At 37.2% G+C, this 16,782-nt stretch carries 19 protein-coding genes; 15 read left to right on the top strand and 4 right to left on the bottom strand.

Features of this window, described 5'->3' with window-relative positions; all coding sequences use genetic code 11:
• Positions 1 to 198 precede the first annotated feature (198 nt).
• The 4 genes from alaS to H5975_RS01600 all read left to right on the top strand — a co-directional run bounded on the left by alaS (position 199) and on the right by H5975_RS01600 (position 3,972).
• Entirely contained in the window at positions 199 to 2,850 is a 2,652-nt protein-coding gene (gene alaS / locus H5975_RS01615) for an alanine--tRNA ligase (protein ID WP_204784601.1), read from the top strand.
• Positions 2,851 to 2,954: 104 nt separating this feature from the next.
• Positions 2,955 to 3,218 (top strand): IreB family regulatory phosphoprotein, encoded by a 264-nt coding sequence (locus H5975_RS01610; protein WP_178659750.1) that lies wholly within the window; start codon positions 2,955 to 2,957, stop codon positions 3,216 to 3,218.
• Positions 3,218 to 3,658, top strand: coding sequence for a Holliday junction resolvase RuvX (gene ruvX / locus H5975_RS01605; RefSeq protein WP_178659748.1), 441 nt, complete (start codon positions 3,218 to 3,220; stop codon positions 3,656 to 3,658). The genes H5975_RS01610 and ruvX overlap by 1 nt, the downstream gene beginning before the upstream one ends.
• Before the next feature lie 8 nt (positions 3,659 to 3,666).
• A complete protein-coding gene (locus H5975_RS01600) occupies positions 3,667 to 3,972 on the top strand; it encodes a DUF1292 domain-containing protein (protein ID WP_178659747.1) in 306 nt (101 codons plus the stop codon).
• Between the two features lie 156 nt (positions 3,973 to 4,128).
• Here the strand turns inward: H5975_RS01600 and rnhC are convergent, their stop codons facing one another.
• On the bottom strand, positions 4,129 to 5,046 hold the full coding sequence (rnhC, locus tag H5975_RS01595) for a ribonuclease HIII (RefSeq protein ID WP_204784600.1): 918 nt from the start codon (positions 5,044 to 5,046) through the stop codon (positions 4,129 to 4,131).
• A gap of 36 nt (positions 5,047 to 5,082) precedes the next feature.
• On the opposite strand from rnhC, the gene H5975_RS01590 reads away from it, so the two are divergent.
• From H5975_RS01590 to trxA, 3 genes are all read left to right on the top strand, one after another.
• The gene (locus tag H5975_RS01590) at positions 5,083 to 5,622 is read left to right on the top strand and encodes a CvpA family protein (RefSeq protein WP_204784599.1); all 540 of its coding nucleotides are present in this window, start codon (positions 5,083 to 5,085) and stop codon (positions 5,620 to 5,622) included.
• Between the two features lie 12 nt (positions 5,623 to 5,634).
• The gene (locus H5975_RS01585; protein WP_204784598.1) at positions 5,635 to 8,010 is read left to right on the top strand and encodes an endonuclease MutS2; all 2,376 of its coding nucleotides are present in this window, start codon (positions 5,635 to 5,637) and stop codon (positions 8,008 to 8,010) included.
• Positions 8,011 to 8,081: 71 nt separating this feature from the next.
• On the top strand, positions 8,082 to 8,393 hold the full coding sequence (trxA, locus tag H5975_RS01580; protein ID WP_178659739.1) for a thioredoxin: 312 nt from the start codon (positions 8,082 to 8,084) through the stop codon (positions 8,391 to 8,393).
• A 27-nt stretch (positions 8,394 to 8,420) separates the two neighbouring features.
• On the opposite strand, the gene H5975_RS01575 is transcribed toward trxA, so the two are convergent.
• Positions 8,421 to 8,927, bottom strand: a complete 507-nt coding sequence (locus H5975_RS01575; RefSeq protein WP_178659737.1) for a YslB family protein — start codon at positions 8,925 to 8,927, stop codon at positions 8,421 to 8,423.
• A gap of 152 nt (positions 8,928 to 9,079) precedes the next feature.
• On the opposite strand from H5975_RS01575, the gene murI reads away from it, so the two are divergent.
• The 3 genes from murI to H5975_RS01560 are packed head-to-tail and all read left to right on the top strand — an operon-like array spanning position 9,080 to position 11,007.
• The gene (murI, locus tag H5975_RS01570) at positions 9,080 to 9,883 is read left to right on the top strand and encodes a glutamate racemase (RefSeq protein WP_204784597.1); all 804 of its coding nucleotides are present in this window, start codon (positions 9,080 to 9,082) and stop codon (positions 9,881 to 9,883) included.
• Positions 9,884 to 9,886: 3 nt separating this feature from the next.
• Positions 9,887 to 10,480, top strand: coding sequence for an XTP/dITP diphosphatase (locus tag H5975_RS01565; protein ID WP_204784596.1), 594 nt, complete (start codon positions 9,887 to 9,889; stop codon positions 10,478 to 10,480).
• Entirely contained in the window at positions 10,480 to 11,007 is a 528-nt protein-coding gene (locus H5975_RS01560; RefSeq protein ID WP_204784595.1) for a YfcE family phosphodiesterase, read from the top strand. Before H5975_RS01565 ends, H5975_RS01560 begins: the two co-directional genes overlap by 1 nt.
• Positions 11,008 to 11,089: 82 nt before the next feature.
• On the opposite strand, the gene H5975_RS01555 is transcribed toward H5975_RS01560, so the two are convergent.
• Together H5975_RS01555 and H5975_RS01550 are read right to left on the bottom strand one after the other, a co-directional pair.
• Positions 11,090 to 11,947 carry an HAD-IIB family hydrolase gene (locus H5975_RS01555; protein ID WP_204784594.1) on the bottom strand — a complete coding sequence of 286 codons (858 nt, stop codon included), beginning with the start codon at positions 11,945 to 11,947 and terminating at the stop codon, positions 11,090 to 11,092.
• 12 nt (positions 11,948 to 11,959) lie between these two features.
• Positions 11,960 to 12,802: a mechanosensitive ion channel family protein gene (locus H5975_RS01550; RefSeq protein ID WP_204784593.1), complete on the bottom strand. Its 843-nt coding sequence runs from the start codon at positions 12,800 to 12,802 to the stop codon at positions 11,960 to 11,962.
• 153 nt (positions 12,803 to 12,955) lie between these two features.
• On the opposite strand from H5975_RS01550, the gene H5975_RS01545 reads away from it, so the two are divergent.
• The 5 genes from H5975_RS01545 to H5975_RS01525 all read left to right on the top strand — a co-directional run bounded on the left by H5975_RS01545 (position 12,956) and on the right by H5975_RS01525 (position 16,545).
• Positions 12,956 to 13,363, top strand: coding sequence for a DUF948 domain-containing protein (locus H5975_RS01545; RefSeq protein ID WP_204784592.1), 408 nt, complete (start codon positions 12,956 to 12,958; stop codon positions 13,361 to 13,363).
• A gap of 1 nt (position 13,364) precedes the next feature.
• Positions 13,365 to 13,748: a hypothetical protein gene (locus H5975_RS01540; protein WP_204784591.1), complete on the top strand. Its 384-nt coding sequence runs from the start codon at positions 13,365 to 13,367 to the stop codon at positions 13,746 to 13,748.
• A 131-nt stretch (positions 13,749 to 13,879) separates the two neighbouring features.
• Positions 13,880 to 14,905 (top strand): catabolite control protein A, encoded by a 1,026-nt coding sequence (ccpA, locus tag H5975_RS01535; RefSeq protein WP_204784590.1) that lies wholly within the window; start codon positions 13,880 to 13,882, stop codon positions 14,903 to 14,905.
• Positions 14,906 to 14,917: 12 nt separating this feature from the next.
• Positions 14,918 to 15,736, top strand: coding sequence for a hypothetical protein (locus H5975_RS01530; protein WP_204784589.1), 819 nt, complete (start codon positions 14,918 to 14,920; stop codon positions 15,734 to 15,736).
• Positions 15,737 to 15,804: 68 nt separating this feature from the next.
• Positions 15,805 to 16,545 (top strand): YebC/PmpR family DNA-binding transcriptional regulator, encoded by a 741-nt coding sequence (locus H5975_RS01525; RefSeq protein ID WP_178659658.1) that lies wholly within the window; start codon positions 15,805 to 15,807, stop codon positions 16,543 to 16,545.
• Positions 16,546 to 16,782 lie beyond the last annotated feature (237 nt).

The raw sequence follows: 16,782 nt of genomic DNA, 5'->3' as shown, positions 1-16,782 counted from the left end.
AAATGGTAAGTGTATTAGAGAGTTTCCGGTTGGTGAAAGGAATCCATTACTTTTCAAATTGCTCCCCGGAGTAAACATGTTAATAAGCCCTTATTAGGGAATGAAAGAGGTTAACGATCCATCGTTGCAATCAGAGTGGTACCGCGCTTGAAGGCGTCTCTGTGAGCAGGGATGGATTTTCTGTTTGGAGGGAAAGAAATGAAAAAATTGAAGAAGTTAAATAGTGCACAAGTACGAAGAATGTACTTGGACTTCTTTATTCAACATGGTCATAAAGAAATGCCAAGTCGCTCACTTGTTCCGGTTGACGATCCAACCTTACTGTGGATTAACTCCGGAGTTGCCACAATGAAAAAATATTTTGATGGCAAAGTGGTTCCTGAAAACCCGCGAATGACGAGCTCTCAAAAGAGTATTCGGACTAATGATATTGAAAACGTTGGGAAGACCGCTCGTCACCATACTATGTTTGAAATGTTGGGTAACTTTTCTGTTGGTGACTACTTTAAAAAAGAAGTTATTCCATGGGCTTGGGAATTATTGACCAGTGATGAATGGTTTGCTTTTGATCCGGCAAAGCTTTACATTACTTATTATCCAAAAGACCATGATGCTTATAATTATTGGCGAGAAGCTGGTGTGCCAGAAGATCATTTAGTACAAAACAAGGATAATTTCTGGGACATTGGTCAAGGTCCTTCTGGTCCTGATACAGAAATTTTCTATGACCGTGGACAGGAAATGAATAACGTTCCTGAAGACGATCCTGAAAATTACCCAGGCGGGGAAAACGAACGTTACTTAGAAATTTGGAACATTGTCTTTAGTCAGTTTAACCATACGCCAGAAGACACATATGAACCATTGCCACATAAAAACATTGATACTGGAATGGGTCTGGAACGGGTTGTTTCGATTTTTGAGAACGCGCCAACTAACTTTGAAACAGACTTATTCTTACCACTGATTAAGCAAACCGAAGAGTTTAGTGATAGTAAAAAATATGGCAGCAACGCCTCTGATGACATTCAATTTAAGATTATTGCTGATCATATTAGAACAATTACGTTTGCGATTGGTGATGGCGCACTACCTTCTAATATGGGACGAGGATACGTTATTCGTCGCTTGCTAAGACGTGCAGTTGTGGCTGGTAAGAAATTAGGCATTGATGAACCATTTCTTGCTAAGATGGTCCCAACTGTCGGCAAAATTATGAAGGATTATTACCCTGATGTACTAGAAAATGCGGACTACATTGCTTCTGTCATTAAGTCTGAAGAAGACCGGTTCAGTGCTACTTTGAATGGCGGACTAAACCTGCTTAACAATGTTATTGCAGAGGCTAAGGAAAATGGCACTAATGAAATCGATGGGCGGACTGCATTTAAGCTATACGATACATACGGTTTCCCAATTGAACTAACAAAGGAATACGCTGCTGATGAAGGCCTTAGTGTTGACCAAAAAGGTTTTGAAGCGGCAATGACTGAACAGCAAAATCGAGCACGTAAGGCCCGAAACATTGACAATGGAATGGGCGTTCAAACTGATGTTTGGACTGAATTTAAAGAACCTAGCAAGTATGTTGGTTATACTCAGTTAGAGGTTGATGGTGCGAAAGTGATTGGCTTGACGCAAGAAGGCCAGCATGTTGATGAAGCTGATCCTTCTGCAAAAGATATTGAGGTTATTTTTGATGTCACACCATTCTATGCTGAAATGGGAGGCCAGGTTGCGGATACTGGTGATATCATTGATAACTATGGTAAAAAAGTAGGACGTGTGGTTGACGTACAACACGCGCCAAACCAGCAAAACCTTCACCGTGTTAAATTAACGGCACCATTAAAGAAGGGTGCTAATTACCGCTTGGTTGTTGATCGACTTCGTCACTTAAAGATTGAAAAGAACCATACAGCCACCCACTTGTTGGATCAAGCATTGCGGAATGTCTTGGGTGGTCATACTCAACAAGCGGGTTCTCTGGTAGAAGAACATTATCTGCGGTTTGACTTTAACCACTTTGGTCAAGTAACTGAAAAAGATTTAAAAGCCGTTGAAAAGATGGTTAATGAACAAATCTGGAAAGAAATCCCTGTTACTACAGTAGAAACAGATATTGATTCTGCCAAAGAAATGGGTGCCATTGCTTTGTTCTCAGATAAATATGGAGATAAAGTACGGGTTGTTAAAATTGGTGACTATAACACCGAATTTTGTGGTGGTGACCATGTCAACAACACAAACGAGTTAGGACTATTTAAGATTGTTTCTGAAGCCGGTGTTGGTGCTGGAATTCGCAGAATTGAAGCAGTTACTGGTAGTGATGCTTTCCAATTTATGCAGAAACGAGTTGATCTCCTTGATCAAGTAAGTAACGACTTGAAGGTAAGTCAAGAGAAGGAAGTTCCACATCGGATTCAAGAATTACAATCACAGTTAAAAGACTTGCAAAAGACTAATGAAAGTTTACAAGCCAAGATTGCCTCTCAACAGGCTGGACAGGTCTTTGATAATGTTAAAGAAACCAAGAATGGTGGTTTAATTGCTGCACAAGTAAATGTAGCCGGGATGAGTCAACTTCGTCAGTTGGCTGATCAATGGCGTCAAAAGGGCTTATCTGATTTCTTAGTACTTGGTACTGCAAATGATGATAAGGCTAACCTATTAGTAGCAGTTAGCGATGAGAAAGCTAAACAAATTAAAGCTGGTGATTTAATTAAAGCAATTGCCCCTGCAATTAATGGTGGGGGTGGTGGACGCCCAACAATGGCCCAAGCTGGTGGAAAGAATCCAGCAGGAATTCCACAGGCATTAGAAAAAGCTGAAGAATATTTAAATCATTAGATTTAATGGGGATACGGTAAATTAATCAGCCGTATCCCCTATTTGTTAGATTAAATATGGTATAATTTTACTATTAAGTATTAAGTTAGAGGGAGGTTACCCTAATGGCAAATGATGAAACCATGTTTTTTAATTTCGATGAACAACATGAAAAGAATGTTAAGGAAACATTAAAAACAGTCTATGATGCATTAGAAGAAAAGGGGTATAACCCAATCAATCAAATCGTCGGGTATCTTTTATCTGGAGATCCAGCTTATATTCCACGGTTAAATAATGCACGAAACCTCATTCGGGAACATGAACGTGATGAAATTATTGAAGAACTTGTTCGTTCTTATCTTGCTAGTAATGGGGACCAAAAGTAATGCGTTTATTAGGTTTAGATGTCGGTTCAAAAACTGTTGGTGTTGCGGAAAGTGATCCTCTTGGATGGACAGCTCAAGCTGTAGAAATTATTCCAATTGATGAAGATAATCAAGTTTTTGGAATTGATCGGATTGCGGAACTGGTTAAAAAACGTCAAGTAGCAGGTTTTGTAATTGGCTTACCAAAAAACATGAATAACACTGAAGGACCGCGAGTAGATGCATCACGTCATTATGGCGAAATGCTTCAGGAACGTTTTCCTGATTTACCGGTTGATTTTCAAGATGAACGGTTAACAACCGTTCAAGCTCACCGCATGCTAGTGGAAGAAGCAGATGTATCGCGACGCAAGCAAAAGAAAGTTATTGATGAATTGGCTGCAAGCTTAATATTACAGAATTATTTAGACCGACATGGTAAATTAGTAAAAGAACTGTGAGGTAGAAAATGGCAAGAATTCAACCAGAAGATAAAGGCGAAGTATTTACTCTAGTTGATGAAAAGGGTAACGAGGAGCTATATAAAGAGGCTTTACGTTTTCAAGCTGATAATTCAGATAAATGGTATATTTGCTTATACCCTGTAGATCAAGAAAACGACGAAGAGGTTAATGTTCAAGCTTTTGAAATGATTCCTGGTGAGTCTGAAGAAGATGAGGTTCAACTCATGCCGATTGAAAGTGATGAGGAATGGGATATGGTCCAACAAGTTATCAACACGTTTATTGATGACGATGGTAACTTTAATATTTAATCTAGAGACTAGGACATAATTCTCTTTTTGCATATTAAAATGGTACAGCGTGGTATAAAATGGCCTCAAACATCCGGGACGACCGAACGTTTGAGGCCTATTTGTGCTCACTAATTCCTAGGTAAAAATCTTTTTGCTGGTAGTATTGATGTTATATTATTTTTGATTGGCTAAACGACGCGCTTTCATAGTATTACCAAAGTGTAGTTTAGCAAATTGATCAAGATTTTTGCCTTTACTAATGAGGTCAGCAGCAATGAGGTCGACTTTATGACCTGCACCAATGGGCAGAGTTTGTCCAGCAATGGCAGATAACTCATCCATCGTTTGAAGAGAAACATAGCGGGCAACAATTGATGCAGCCGCTACGGCAAGGTGATAGCTTTCTCCTTTCTCTTTAAAGAACACATTTTTGGTAATAATTGGTGATTGTCCTTGAAGATAATTAAAATAAGTTTGTGGACTCACAAATTCATCAATTAAAATTGCATTAGGACTCTGCGGCTTGATTTTATCTAAAACTTTTCCTAAAACATAGTTATGGCAAATCGCTTTTAGTTGTGCCTGATTATACTGTTTAATTAAGCGATTATAATCGTGGGGCTTAACATTTACGACGTGGTAAGGACAAATTTGCATAATCTGCTTAGCCATTTTAATAATGGCAGGATCAGACAATTTTTTAGAATCTTCAACTCCTAACTCGTTTAGTGCTTGTAGATGATTATGTTGAACAAATACAGCAGCAGTTGTAAGTGGGCCAAAATAGCTACCAGTGCCAACTTCATCAGATCCAAGCACGGAAAGCTGATCAAAATTTTGCGGCAAGTCATCGGCAATTTTGGTGGGATGACTCTTTGATGTCATCATGCCATGAGTATCCCACCGTTGGGCTTCCTGCTGAGCTAGTTGACCTTGAAACATTATTTTTCCACTTTGGTAACCAGTAATTGTAACTCCGGGGATCTTAACTCTAAAAGAGGTTCCTTTTGGTAATCCTGTTTGCTGATTAGTTACATAGTTTTGCTGGATTTGTTTAAATTTTGATGGTGAAACTTGAATAACAACGTTCATTTTGTGAACTCCTTTTATTGATAGGATGTGAAATAATTGATAATTAGTATGTTTATTCTAATAATCCTTGTTGGTTGTTGGATTAATGGTTCTAAAAAGGGACTTGTAGCAATGTTAATATCAACTGCTACTTATTTTATTGGCTGGTTAGTAGCCAGAATGGGTGCTAAAGCACTGGGATTAGTGCTAAGTAATATCTTACCATCAATTGGTGGTCATGAAGAATCACCAACTGGTGGGACCTTTACAAATATGCTAACGGTTAGCAGCAATCAGTTTTTTTATAATGGAATTGCTTTTATTATCATTTTTTACGCAATTACTTTCCTTAGTAGATGGTTGTTAAAAAGAGTTCGTTTTTTAAAAAAGGTACCTGTTGTTGGTACAGTAAATCGCTGGGCTGGTGGGTGCTTAGACTTATTAATTGGTTACCTAATTATTTTTATGATATTAATGGTATTCCAACTATGGCCAGGACAATGGTGGCAAGATCAGCTTGCCAATTCAGGACTAGCGCAGTGGATCATTTTAAAAACACCGATATTAGCAGAAAATGCAATTCATTGGTTTGCATAGGAGACATTGATTATGAATAACAAAATTTTAGAAATTCTAGAATATGATAAATTAAAGCATCTTGCTGATAAATATTTATCTACATCAGCGGGTATGAAAGAGCTAAAGCAATTAGCACCAGTATCTAAAATTGACACTGTACAGTGGATGATTGACGAAACAACGGATGCTGCGGATATTAATCGTTTAGTAGGGCCAATTCCGGTACCATCTTTGGATGATATTAATCCACAATTAAAACGCTTGAAGGTTCATGCTAGTTTAAATGGCACTGAATTATCGCAGATAGCCAAAGTTTTAAAAGCAACTATGGCAATGACGAATTTTTTTGAACGTCTCGGCGATGATCAAGTAAATTTACGGCATCTGTATGATGTACAGTCACAACTGGTTACCATTCCAGATGTGACTAATCGATTGTTAAAATCTGTTGATGACGATGGAAGGATAAAAGATGAGGCCTCCAGCAAATTACACGGATTACGTCAATTAATCGCAAGTACTGAAACAGAAATTCGTCAATCATTGGAGAAGTATACTCGAGGACGTGAATCTAAATACTTAAGCGACAACATCATTACGATGCGTAATGATCGGTATGTTATTCCTGTTGAAGCACACTATCGTAGTCGTTTTGGGGGAGTAGTTCATGACCAGAGTGCAAGTGGTCAAACTCTGTACATTGAACCACAAAACGTGGTTGAGATTAATAATCGACTACGTCAAGTCCAAATTGAGGAACGACAAGAAGTTAGAAGGGTGCTGGCAGAATTGTCAGAAATGATTAGCCCTTACCGTGAAGAAATAGCAAATAACGAACGATTACTGGGTCATTTGGATTTTGTGAACGCTAAAGCACGTTTAGCAAAAAAGATGGCAGCTACATTGCCGGTAATTAATGATGAAGGTTATATTAATTTAAGAAAAGCTCGCCATCCATTAATTGATGCAAAACGGGTGGTCGCAAATGATATCAAAATTGGCAAAGACTATCGATCAATTGTAATTACAGGGCCAAACACTGGTGGTAAAACAATTACTTTGAAAACCTTAGGAATCATTCAATTAATGGGTCAATCAGGATTTTTTATTCCTGCTAATGATGGTAGTCAGATTACTATTTTTGATAATGTGTTTGCAGACATTGGAGATGAACAATCGTTAGAACAAAATCTTTCAACATTTTCTGGACATATGGAAAATGTAAAAAGTATTTTGGATAACATAACGGATCGCTCACTAATATTATTAGATGAATTAGGTGCTGGAACTGATCCTAAAGAAGGGGCAGCTTTAGCAATGGCTATTTTGGATCAAATTCAAAAGGTTGGAAGTGAAGTTGTAATTACAACCCACTATCCGGAGTTGAAGGTATACGGTTTTGAACGCCAAGATACCATTAACGCAAGCATGGAATTTGATCAAGAAACTTTGAAACCTACATATCGATTAATGTTGGGCATTCCGGGTCAATCAAATGGGATTGCAATCGCAAAGCGATTAGGGCTTGCTGATAGTGTTATAGATGATGCTCAATCATTGGTTGAGGATGATAGTCAAGAATTGAACCAAATGATTGGTGATCTAGTAGAACAGCGAAGACAAGCTCGAGAAAAACAAGAACGTTTGGAAAAATTAGTAAATGATAATGAGCAAAAACAAGCAGAGCTTAATGAAAAGTTGCAGCGATTTAATGAAAATCGTGATGACATGTATGAAAAGGCTCGTGTTAAAGCAAATCATGAGGTTGCCAATGCTAAGCGAAAAGCGGATAAAATTATTCATCACCTACGACAATTAGAAGGTCAAAAGGGAACACCAATCAAAGAAAATGAATTAATTGATGCTCAAGGACAACTTAATGCCCTGCATAGGGATCCAAGGTTGAGTAAAAACAAGGTTCTTCAAAAAGCTAAGCAAAAGCATAACTTACAGGTTGGAGATGCAGTGAAAGTTAAGTCATATGGTCAAATTGGAACGATTCTTTCTAAGCGGGGAAAACATAAATGGGAGGTCCAATTAGGAATCTTAAAGATGGAGATTGATGATCGTGACCTTGAAAAAGTTTCAAAGAAAGAGCTTACCAAGGCTGATCATCAAAAAGAGGTGCGTCCAAAGCGCGTCCGAACTGTTCAAACAAGAAGGACATCAGCAAGACTCGATTTGCGTGGACAGCGCTATGAGCCTGCCATGGCAAACCTTTCCGATTTCATTGATCATGCTTTATTGAATAATTTACCAAGTGTCACCATTATTCATGGTAAGGGAACTGGTGCTATTCGTAAGGGGACTCAAGAATACTTGCGCAGCAATTCTAGAGTAAAATCCTTTGAATATGCATCTCCTTCAAATGGTGGAGATGGCGCAACAATAGTTTACTTTGAATAAGTAAGTAATTTTCATTGTAATTAGGTTGTTTTCTGGTAAAATAATAATTAAAAACGTAGGAGGCATAAATTATGGCTGTTAAAGTTACAACAGATCAAACTTTTGATCAAGATACTTCCAACGGTGTTGCATTAGTTGATTTTTGGGCTACCTGGTGTGGTCCTTGTCGGATGCAATCTCCAGTTGTGGAAGATTTATCTGATTCCATGGACCAAGTCAACTTTTATAAATTAGATGTTGATCAAAATCCAGATACTGCAAGAAAATTTCAGATCATGAGTATTCCAACGTTAATGATCAAAAAGAATGGAGAGGTAGTTGATAAAGTGATTGGTTATCACTCCAAAGAGCAGTTGCAGAAAGTGTTGGAACAATACTTATAAAATAAAAGAGCTGGTGAAAGCCAGCTCTTATTTTTTTGATGTAGATTTTGATGGAGACTGTTTTAATTTGATAAATTGGACAATTTCTGTTTCGTCTGGATTACTTAGTTTTTGGGGATCATTCTGGGCAAAAATTCGCACTTCTTTATGCCTGATGCTATCCACTTCTGCCTCAGTAACTGTTCCCAATTGAAACTCTAATTCTTGAGCAATGAATCCTGCTTCAAGAGTAAAAGAAGTGTGTTCTTTATCTATTTCTAAGCGTTCACTAACGATAGGCCCGCTGAGTTTAAAAGTGTGTTGCAAATCTGAATCTTTTACTAATTCTAAATCACCGAAGCCAAGCTGTTTGGTTAGTAAAATTAATTCATCTATCGTTTGTACAGGATACTCCCGAGCGAGATCTTTTCCAATCCAATATAAAATACCATCAGTTTCTTTGCCAAGAATAGCTGGCAATAGAACATCGCGCATCGTAGCACTAATGAAACCACGACGACTATTAATTAATTGATCATAACGTTTTTGAGTCATTTGCAACGTAATCCTTCCATTTCAAATCAATTAACATTATAACTAATTTAAAAACAAAATGGCGAAGAATTAGTAATTCTTTTCAATAAACGATATAATATAGTAAAATGTGTCATTTAATTAGATCTGTCAAGTTTTAAGGAGGTAATATTATGGATAATCGTCCAATTGGTGTTATGGATTCTGGTCTTGGTGGTTTATCTGTTATCCGGATCTTTAGAGAACAAATGCCAAATGAGTCTATTGTGTTTGTTGGTGATCAAGGTCATTTTCCATACGGAACTCGCACACAAGAAAATGTCTGCCAGTTAGCATTGAACATTGGCAAATATTTGATGACCCATGACATTAAAATGATGGTAATTGCATGCAATACTGCTACAGCTGCTTCATTGCCTATCCTTCAAAAAGAATTACCAATTCCTGTCATTGGGGTAATTAAGCCAGGAGCTGAGGCGGCATTAGAACAACCAAAGCATGATCGAATTGGGGTTACTGCTACTGAAGGAACGATTAAGGCTGGAGCTTATCCTAAGACAATTCACGAACTAAATCCAAATGTTCCAGTTATTCCAAAGGCTGCACAGCCGATGGTAAGTGTCGTTGAACATAACGAAGTTGGCACTCCTAAAGCACAAGAAGTAGTAAATGAAGAACTAAGCATTTTCAAAGATAAACAAGTAGATGTGCTGGTACTTGGCTGTACCCACTTCCCATTCTTATCAAAGGAAATTAGTAATTTATTACCGGGAGTTAAATTGGTTGACCCTGCTCTAGAAACAGTTAAAACGGCTAAGAAGATGCTAGCTGATTCAGATCAATTAACCGGTAATGATCAACCAGGCGAAATGAAGTTGTACAGTACTGGAAACTTTAAGGATCTGCAAACTGGTGCTGAAAAGTGGCTCCCTGGTGATCACTTTACGTGTGAACATGTTGATATTCCCGAGGATTAATTAATGAAAACAATTGTAATTACAACAAATAATGCTGGAAAAGCTAGAGAATATGGTGAAATGCTAAGTCCGCTTGGTATTAATGTTAAAACTTTAGCAGATTTTCCACATTTTGCTATCGATGAAAATGGACAAACTTTCCAGGAAAATGCTCTGATTAAGGCGCGTACATCAGTAAAGCAGTTAGGGCTTCCAGTGATGGCGGATGATTCCGGCTTGATGGTAGATGCGCTTGATGGTGCACCTGGTGTTCATTCAGCTAGATATGCCGGTGATCATGATGATCAAGCTAATAATCGTAAATTATTGCGTGAATTATCAGGTGTGGATGATTTATATAGGACTGCCCATTTTCATACAACGATTGTTGGTTTAAAACCAAATGGAGATCAACTAGTAGCTGAAGGGCGGGTTGATGGTCATATTTTGCGTAACCCGCAGGGTAGTAATGGGTTTGGATATGATCCGTTATTTTACGTTGATGAATTAGGGTGTGCAATGGCAACACTTACTGATGAACAAAAAAATGCAGTTAGTCACCGTGGTCGAGCTCTAAGGAATTTTATGGAGCAATTTACAGACTGGTGGTTGAGTTAATGAAAATTTTATTGGTGAGTGATAATCACGGAGATGATCAAATTTTAAAATCGATTGATGCAGCATTTAAGCTGAAGGTTGATCAATTATTTCACTGTGGTGATTCTAATCTATCATCCAGTGTATCTCCGATGAGAGATTTTCAAACAGTACTTGGAAACACTGATCAAAAATTGGATTACCCAAAAGTCATCACACAAAAGATTGATAATCAAAATGTGACAGTTACACATGGTCACTTATTTCAGGTAGGAATGACCATGACACCGCTACTGTTATTGGCTAAAGAGACAAAAGCAGATATAGTTGCATATGGACATACACATCAATTAGCCGTTGCAATGGATGATAATTGTTTATTTATTAATCCAGGAAGCATTAGCTATCCACGTGGTGAATATGCACAAATTGGTGGTACGTTTGCAGTTGTAGATGCTACGCAAGAGCATTTTGATGTTCAATATTTTGATCGGAATTTACAGCCGATACCTGAATTAAAGTTTGGTTTTGCGCGGGCTCATGAATAAATTGATGCCCGGTGATAAGAAAAGACCGTTGATATAGAAAAGTATCAACGGCCTTTTTTGTACCTAATCAAGTAGATAATAATTATTGTGCTATCTGTAATGGTAGTTTCATGTCTAGAATGTTCATAATAGTTTCTAAAACGCCATCATCGTTATTATCCAATTGGGTTGTATTGTGAGCTTGTAGTTTAATGTGGTCTGCGGCGTTTCTCATTGCAAAGCTGTTTTTAGTCATTGCCAACATTCCTAGATCATTTTCATTGTCTCCAAATGTAACGATATCGTTAGGATCATTAATTTCATAAATGGTTTGCAGTGTTTGAATGGCATTTCTTTTGGTAGCCAGAGCATTACCAATTAATTCACAATTATAACCAGAATTTTCCATAAGTAGGTTAGCTGGTAAGTGATTATCAAGCTTAGAATGAATGTCCTTTAAACTGAGATCATGTGAGAAGCAAATAGTAATTTTAGTAAATATTTCATCGGGAAATGTTTGGAAGACGTTTAGTAGTGAAGGTACCCGGGTAATCTTTTCATAAAAGATTTTCATCCGATTGAAATCTTGGTCACTCATTGATGCATCAACATATGAACCGTGAACCCCCGAAACGACAAGTTGGTCGATATGATCAGTTAAGGAAGTACGATGAAGAACAAAAAGTAGAGTATTTAGGTCATGAGGGGTGAGGGGGATATAATCAATTAGACGATTACCGATGTGGGTAACAGATCCATTTTGTGAAATGAAAGTCAAATGATCCTTATATTCATAAAAATCTCTTCGTAAGCGAGGGTAGCTCGATCCACTGGCTAAAACGAATTTGATGCCACGTGCTCGCATCAGTGCAAATGCATAAGAAAATAAGTTTTTGTTGAATGAATGATCATTATTTAAAAAAGTTCCATCCATATCAGTTACGATCATTTTAACAGTCATTGTGTTCATCTCCTATTTAGTTAGATGAATACCTCCCCGAGCAAGTGCTGTCAGGTAGGCACTCAATAATTTTGGTGTTAATCGATTTTGTTTTTTAGTGGGTACGTTTACGGCAACGCGAAAAACTAATTTACCGTTAACATCAACGGGTCCAATAATTTCCGGCGTCGCCACCAGCTCGACTTGCTCGTTGTTCATAAGTTTTTGATTCTCCTTTGTAATGATTTGTTTAACTACTTCAAGGTCAGAATCCATCGCAATATTTAGGTCAATATTAATAAGACGGGAATGACGTGAGTAATTTTTAATGATAGTAATGGAACGATTTGGAATAAAGTTTAATGTGCCATCTGAACTAAGTAGTTTAGTTGTACGAAGCCCTATCGCAGTAACTGTTCCTTTGATATTGTTGATTTCTACTAAGTCACCAACATCCAGTTGCTCTTCCAGAAGGATGAAGAACCCGTTGACAACATCACTAACGAATCCCTGTGCTCCTAAACCTAAAGCAATACTGAAAATTCCAGCACCGGCAATCAATGTTCCAACAGGAACACCAATAATTGAAAGAATGGCATACAGGTAGCAAAAATAGGTAGTGTAACGGAAGATATTTAGAGATAGTGCTCTAAAAGTTGCGGCCCGTTTGAATCCACCGAGAATTTCAATTCGTTTGGTTTGCCGAAAGATCGAATTAATAATCCACTTACCAATCCATAAGATAAGTGCAAAGACAACTGTGGCAAACAAAAGGGTGCCAGATTTATGAATAAAATTGTCTCCGACTTGAAACCAATTAACATTGGAAATGGTCTTTTGAAAATGCTTAGAATAGGTCGCTAATTGTGAATTCATTAAATTAAATCGTCCTCATCAAAAAATTTTGTCACTTTTTTAAAAGTGTTTATATTTGATAGTATAATATCAGAAAATCTCAAAATTGCAATGGTTTGCCGGATTTTTATATTCGTGATATTCTTTGAACAAGACTTTAAAGGAGGAGATATTATGACTGTTGGACAAATTGCTGGATTGATTGCAGCCATTGCCTTTTTAATTCTAGTAATTTGGGTAGGGTGGTTCTTAAATAAAGTTGTAAAAAACCTATCTGATTTATCAAAAAATGTAAATGACCTGACTCAGGAACTAGATAATGTTCTTACGAACACAAATGAATTATTAACTGACGTCAATGATAAGGCTGAAATGATCACACCAGCCGTTCAAGCACTTGCTGATGTAGGGCAAAGCGTCTCTGATGTCAATGAAGCCTCACGTAACTTCGTGGAAAAAATAAATAATCACCGTAATAATCGAATTACGGTATCAAAGATGATGACGAATGTTGGAAAAGTTGCAGCAGTAGGATTATTTAACCGTTTTAAAAATCGGAAACAACAAAAGGAGGACTTATAGGATGGGAAAGAAATTTTTAGCAGGCCTGACACTAGGCAGTTTAGCAGGACTAGCGGCTTGGACCTCATTGGATGATAAACAACAGAGCCTTATTAAAGCAAAAGTGAAGGCAACGGCATTTGAAACCATGGATGTAGTAACAGATTATGCTTTAAATGCTTTAGACATTGCTGATGCAATGGTTCATGATTATGGCGAGAATGCAGTTGATAAAATGAGTGATATCACTGATCTCGTTAAAAATAAAAAAGATGAATTTGCTGGTCATTTTGTAAGTGATAACTTTGATGAGGAGACAGCAGATTTACGAGCAGCTTTAAAAGATGCAAAAGACGATGACAATGACGACATTTTGATTGATCAGACGCAAAAGGAAGATAAGTAGTTCAATTGAATTAGAAAACGACCCTTAATTGGGCCGTTTTTAATTTGAACTTTATTACTTTTTTTGGTATATTCTTTATTGATGAAAATATAATGAAAACTCGTCAAATCAATAAAGAAAGGGCTTATATTATGGAAAAACAAGCTATTACTATTTATACAGTTGCAAGTGAGGCACATGTTTCAATGGCTACTGTTTCTCGAGTAGTGAATGGTAATCCAAATGTAAAACCTGATACTCGAAAAAAAGTTTTAGAAGTTATTAAAAGACTTAATTATCGACCAAATGCAGTGGCTCGTGGACTAGCTAGCAAGAAGACTACTACGGTCGGTGTTGTGATTCCAGACATCACAAACGATTATTTTGCAGAGTTGGCATTAGGGATTGATGATATCGCAACGATGTACAAATACAATATGATTCTGGCTAATTCAGATGCTGATGATAAAAATGCATTGCAAGTTGTACGGAGTATGTTTGCCAAGCAAGTCGACGGAATCATTTTTATGGGCCATGACGTGAGCGATGACGTAAAAGCTGAATTTGAGAGTTCAAATGTTCCAGTGGTTGTTGCCGGTTCTGTAACTAATGATGATTCATTACCAGTAGTCAGAATTGATTATCAAAAAGCTACTCAAGAAGCCACCAGTAAATTACTGAAAAATAATGAAAAAGTCGCTTTAATTATTGGTAGCAAGTCTAGTACTATTAATGCTCAACAGCGAATTCCTGGTTATCAAAAGGCTTATGAAGATTCTCAACGTCAATATGATCATCGCTTAATTTTTGAAGCTCATGATTCATATGAGGAGGGTTATGCGCTTGTTGACCGTATTCTCAAGACTGGTGCAACGGCGGCATTCTTGAGTGATGATAGTATTGCTGCTGGATTACTGAATGGGTTGCATGATCATGGCGTTAAAGTCCCTGAAGATTTTGAAATAATTACAGGAAATGACACCAAGTTAGCAACAATTACTCGACCAATGATGTCAAGTATTACTCAACCGCTTTATGATATTGGTGCTGTTTCAATGCGATTATTGACTAAACTAATGTCCGAGGATCAACAGGCTGCTGAAGCTGATGCAGAACAAGATGGCAATAGCAATGTGATTCTCCAACACGGATTTGTGGAAAGACAGTCAACCAAATAGCAGGTGATAATATTGCCTTCACGGATGGAATATCGAAAACAGACAAATCAACCGCATAATGCATCAAAACATTGGCTGACAACCTTGCTGGGTGTGCTTGCATCAGTGGTGTTATTTATCTGTGCGTTGGCACAGACGACAGTTTTAAATGAACGGTACATGACCAATGAAATTATCAATTCATCAGTTAGTAGTCAAATCAAAAGTGATGTTAATTCAAGCTTATCCAGTTATGGAATTGATACTAATGTAATTAACGATCAGCAAACACGAAAAATACTGAAGCAAGTTATTCACCAAGTTTATGAAGGAAAAAATGTTCATATTAGTGTTGATAATATTATCAATGACAATGAATCCAAGCTAAGTGAAACATTATCTGGTTACGGAGTACCATCGTCAGTTATTACTCAGCTACCTACTGGTTCAATTAATGATCAAATTTCATCAATAATAAATAGTCGACTGAATAATGATGAGATTCAAGAATTAGAAACAGGTATTAAAATAGCACGAGTATCAACATTAATTGGATTGGTTATTAGTGTTGTGATATTACTCCTAATTGTTATTAGAAACTTGTTTAGCAGAACAATAATCCGCGATTTTAGATGGATCACTTTAATTGGTGGTGGAATTGCTGCTGGAATTTTGATTATGACAAAACCGGTTGTGCAAAGCTATGCTCAAGATTTTGCCTCATTTGCTAACGTTATTCATGAAATTAGTACAAATATATTGAAAATTGGTTGGCAAATGGTAATGGTTGATATTGTTGTGGCTGTTATATTATTTATAATTAGTTTCTTTTTAAGACGGCGAAGGTCTTGAATTATCAGTATTAATTTGGTAAAATCTCATTGTTTATGTATCATAAAAAAGAAAAGAGGAGTTAGTTCATGTCAGGACATTCAAAATGGCATAACATTCAGGGACGTAAAAACGCCCAAGATGCTAAGCGTGGTAAAATCTTTCAAAAAATTTCTCGTGACTTATACCAAGCCGCTAAAGCAGGTGACCCTGATCCCGACAATAACCCTCAATTGCGTCTGGTGATGGATAAGGCTCGGGCTGCAAACATGCCTAAGCAAAATATTCAACGGGCCATTGATAAGGCAACTGGTGCTGGTGGTGCCAACTTTGAAGAAACCACGTATGAAGGTTATGGACCAGGTGGTGTAGCAGTAATGGTATTCTGCCTTACTGATAACAAGAACCGGACTGCTGCTGCGGTTCGTTCTGCATTTACCCATTCAGGTGGTTCTCTAGGTGCTAGTGGTTCAGTTTCATACATGTTTAATCGTCAAGGATTAATTGAAGTTCTTCGTGATGGATTAGACACAAGTGAAGATGATATGTTAATGGATGCTTTGGATGCTGGTGCCGATGATATGAAGGCTACTGATGAAAAGTTCCAAATTTTCACTGATCCTAGTTCCATGACTAGCGTACGTGATGCTCTTCAAGAAAAGGGTTACGAATTGGATACTGCTGAAGTTACTATGATTCCAGAAAATAAGACTGAAGTTCCTAGTGACAAGGTTGGCCAATATCGTCATTTAATTGAAGAATTACAAAATAATGATGATGTTGCTGATATTTATGAAGCTGGCTACATCGCAGAAGATGAAGAAGATTAATCGTATCTTTATCGCAAAACAACCTAAGATTAGTTCAGAACGATTTGATGTCGTTCTGAACTTTTTTGGGCTCTACATCATTTAGTGTTGGTTTAACAAAATCGTGAAATTTTCGCTAAATTGGTATGGTTTTACGAGTTACATACTTTTAGGGTATGTGACTCTTTTATTTTACTGTAATTTTATGATTAATAATCAAGTAGATTCGTGTTTTAAAAGTTGTGAAATTCCGATAGC

Origin of the sequence: Limosilactobacillus coleohominis, assembly GCF_016901675.1 — a bacterium.
GTDB lineage: Bacteria > Bacillota > Bacilli > Lactobacillales > Lactobacillaceae > Limosilactobacillus > Limosilactobacillus intestinavium.
This window is presented reverse-complemented; position numbering and strand designations above follow the sequence as displayed.

Coding starts and splice junctions, on each gene's coding strand:
- alaS (WP_204784601.1), top strand. CDS start 199: ATGAAAAAATTGAAGAAGTTAAATAGTGCACAAGTACGAAGAATGTAC.
- H5975_RS01610 (WP_178659750.1), top strand. CDS start 2,955: ATGGCAAATGATGAAACCATGTTTTTTAATTTCGATGAACAACATGAA.
- ruvX (WP_178659748.1), top strand. CDS start 3,218: ATGCGTTTATTAGGTTTAGATGTCGGTTCAAAAACTGTTGGTGTTGCG.
- H5975_RS01600 (WP_178659747.1), top strand. CDS start 3,667: ATGGCAAGAATTCAACCAGAAGATAAAGGCGAAGTATTTACTCTAGTT.
- rnhC (WP_204784600.1), bottom strand. CDS start 5,046: ATGAACGTTGTTATTCAAGTTTCACCATCAAAATTTAAACAAATCCAG.
- H5975_RS01585 (WP_204784598.1), top strand. CDS start 5,635: ATGAATAACAAAATTTTAGAAATTCTAGAATATGATAAATTAAAGCAT.
- trxA (WP_178659739.1), top strand. CDS start 8,082: ATGGCTGTTAAAGTTACAACAGATCAAACTTTTGATCAAGATACTTCC.
- H5975_RS01575 (WP_178659737.1), bottom strand. CDS start 8,927: ATGACTCAAAAACGTTATGATCAATTAATTAATAGTCGTCGTGGTTTC.
- murI (WP_204784597.1), top strand. CDS start 9,080: ATGGATAATCGTCCAATTGGTGTTATGGATTCTGGTCTTGGTGGTTTA.
- H5975_RS01565 (WP_204784596.1), top strand. CDS start 9,887: ATGAAAACAATTGTAATTACAACAAATAATGCTGGAAAAGCTAGAGAA.
- H5975_RS01560 (WP_204784595.1), top strand. CDS start 10,480: ATGAAAATTTTATTGGTGAGTGATAATCACGGAGATGATCAAATTTTA.
- H5975_RS01555 (WP_204784594.1), bottom strand. CDS start 11,947: ATGACTGTTAAAATGATCGTAACTGATATGGATGGAACTTTTTTAAAT.
- H5975_RS01550 (WP_204784593.1), bottom strand. CDS start 12,802: ATGAATTCACAATTAGCGACCTATTCTAAGCATTTTCAAAAGACCATT.
- H5975_RS01545 (WP_204784592.1), top strand. CDS start 12,956: ATGACTGTTGGACAAATTGCTGGATTGATTGCAGCCATTGCCTTTTTA.
- H5975_RS01540 (WP_204784591.1), top strand. CDS start 13,365: ATGGGAAAGAAATTTTTAGCAGGCCTGACACTAGGCAGTTTAGCAGGA.
- ccpA (WP_204784590.1), top strand. CDS start 13,880: ATGGAAAAACAAGCTATTACTATTTATACAGTTGCAAGTGAGGCACAT.
- H5975_RS01525 (WP_178659658.1), top strand. CDS start 15,805: ATGTCAGGACATTCAAAATGGCATAACATTCAGGGACGTAAAAACGCC.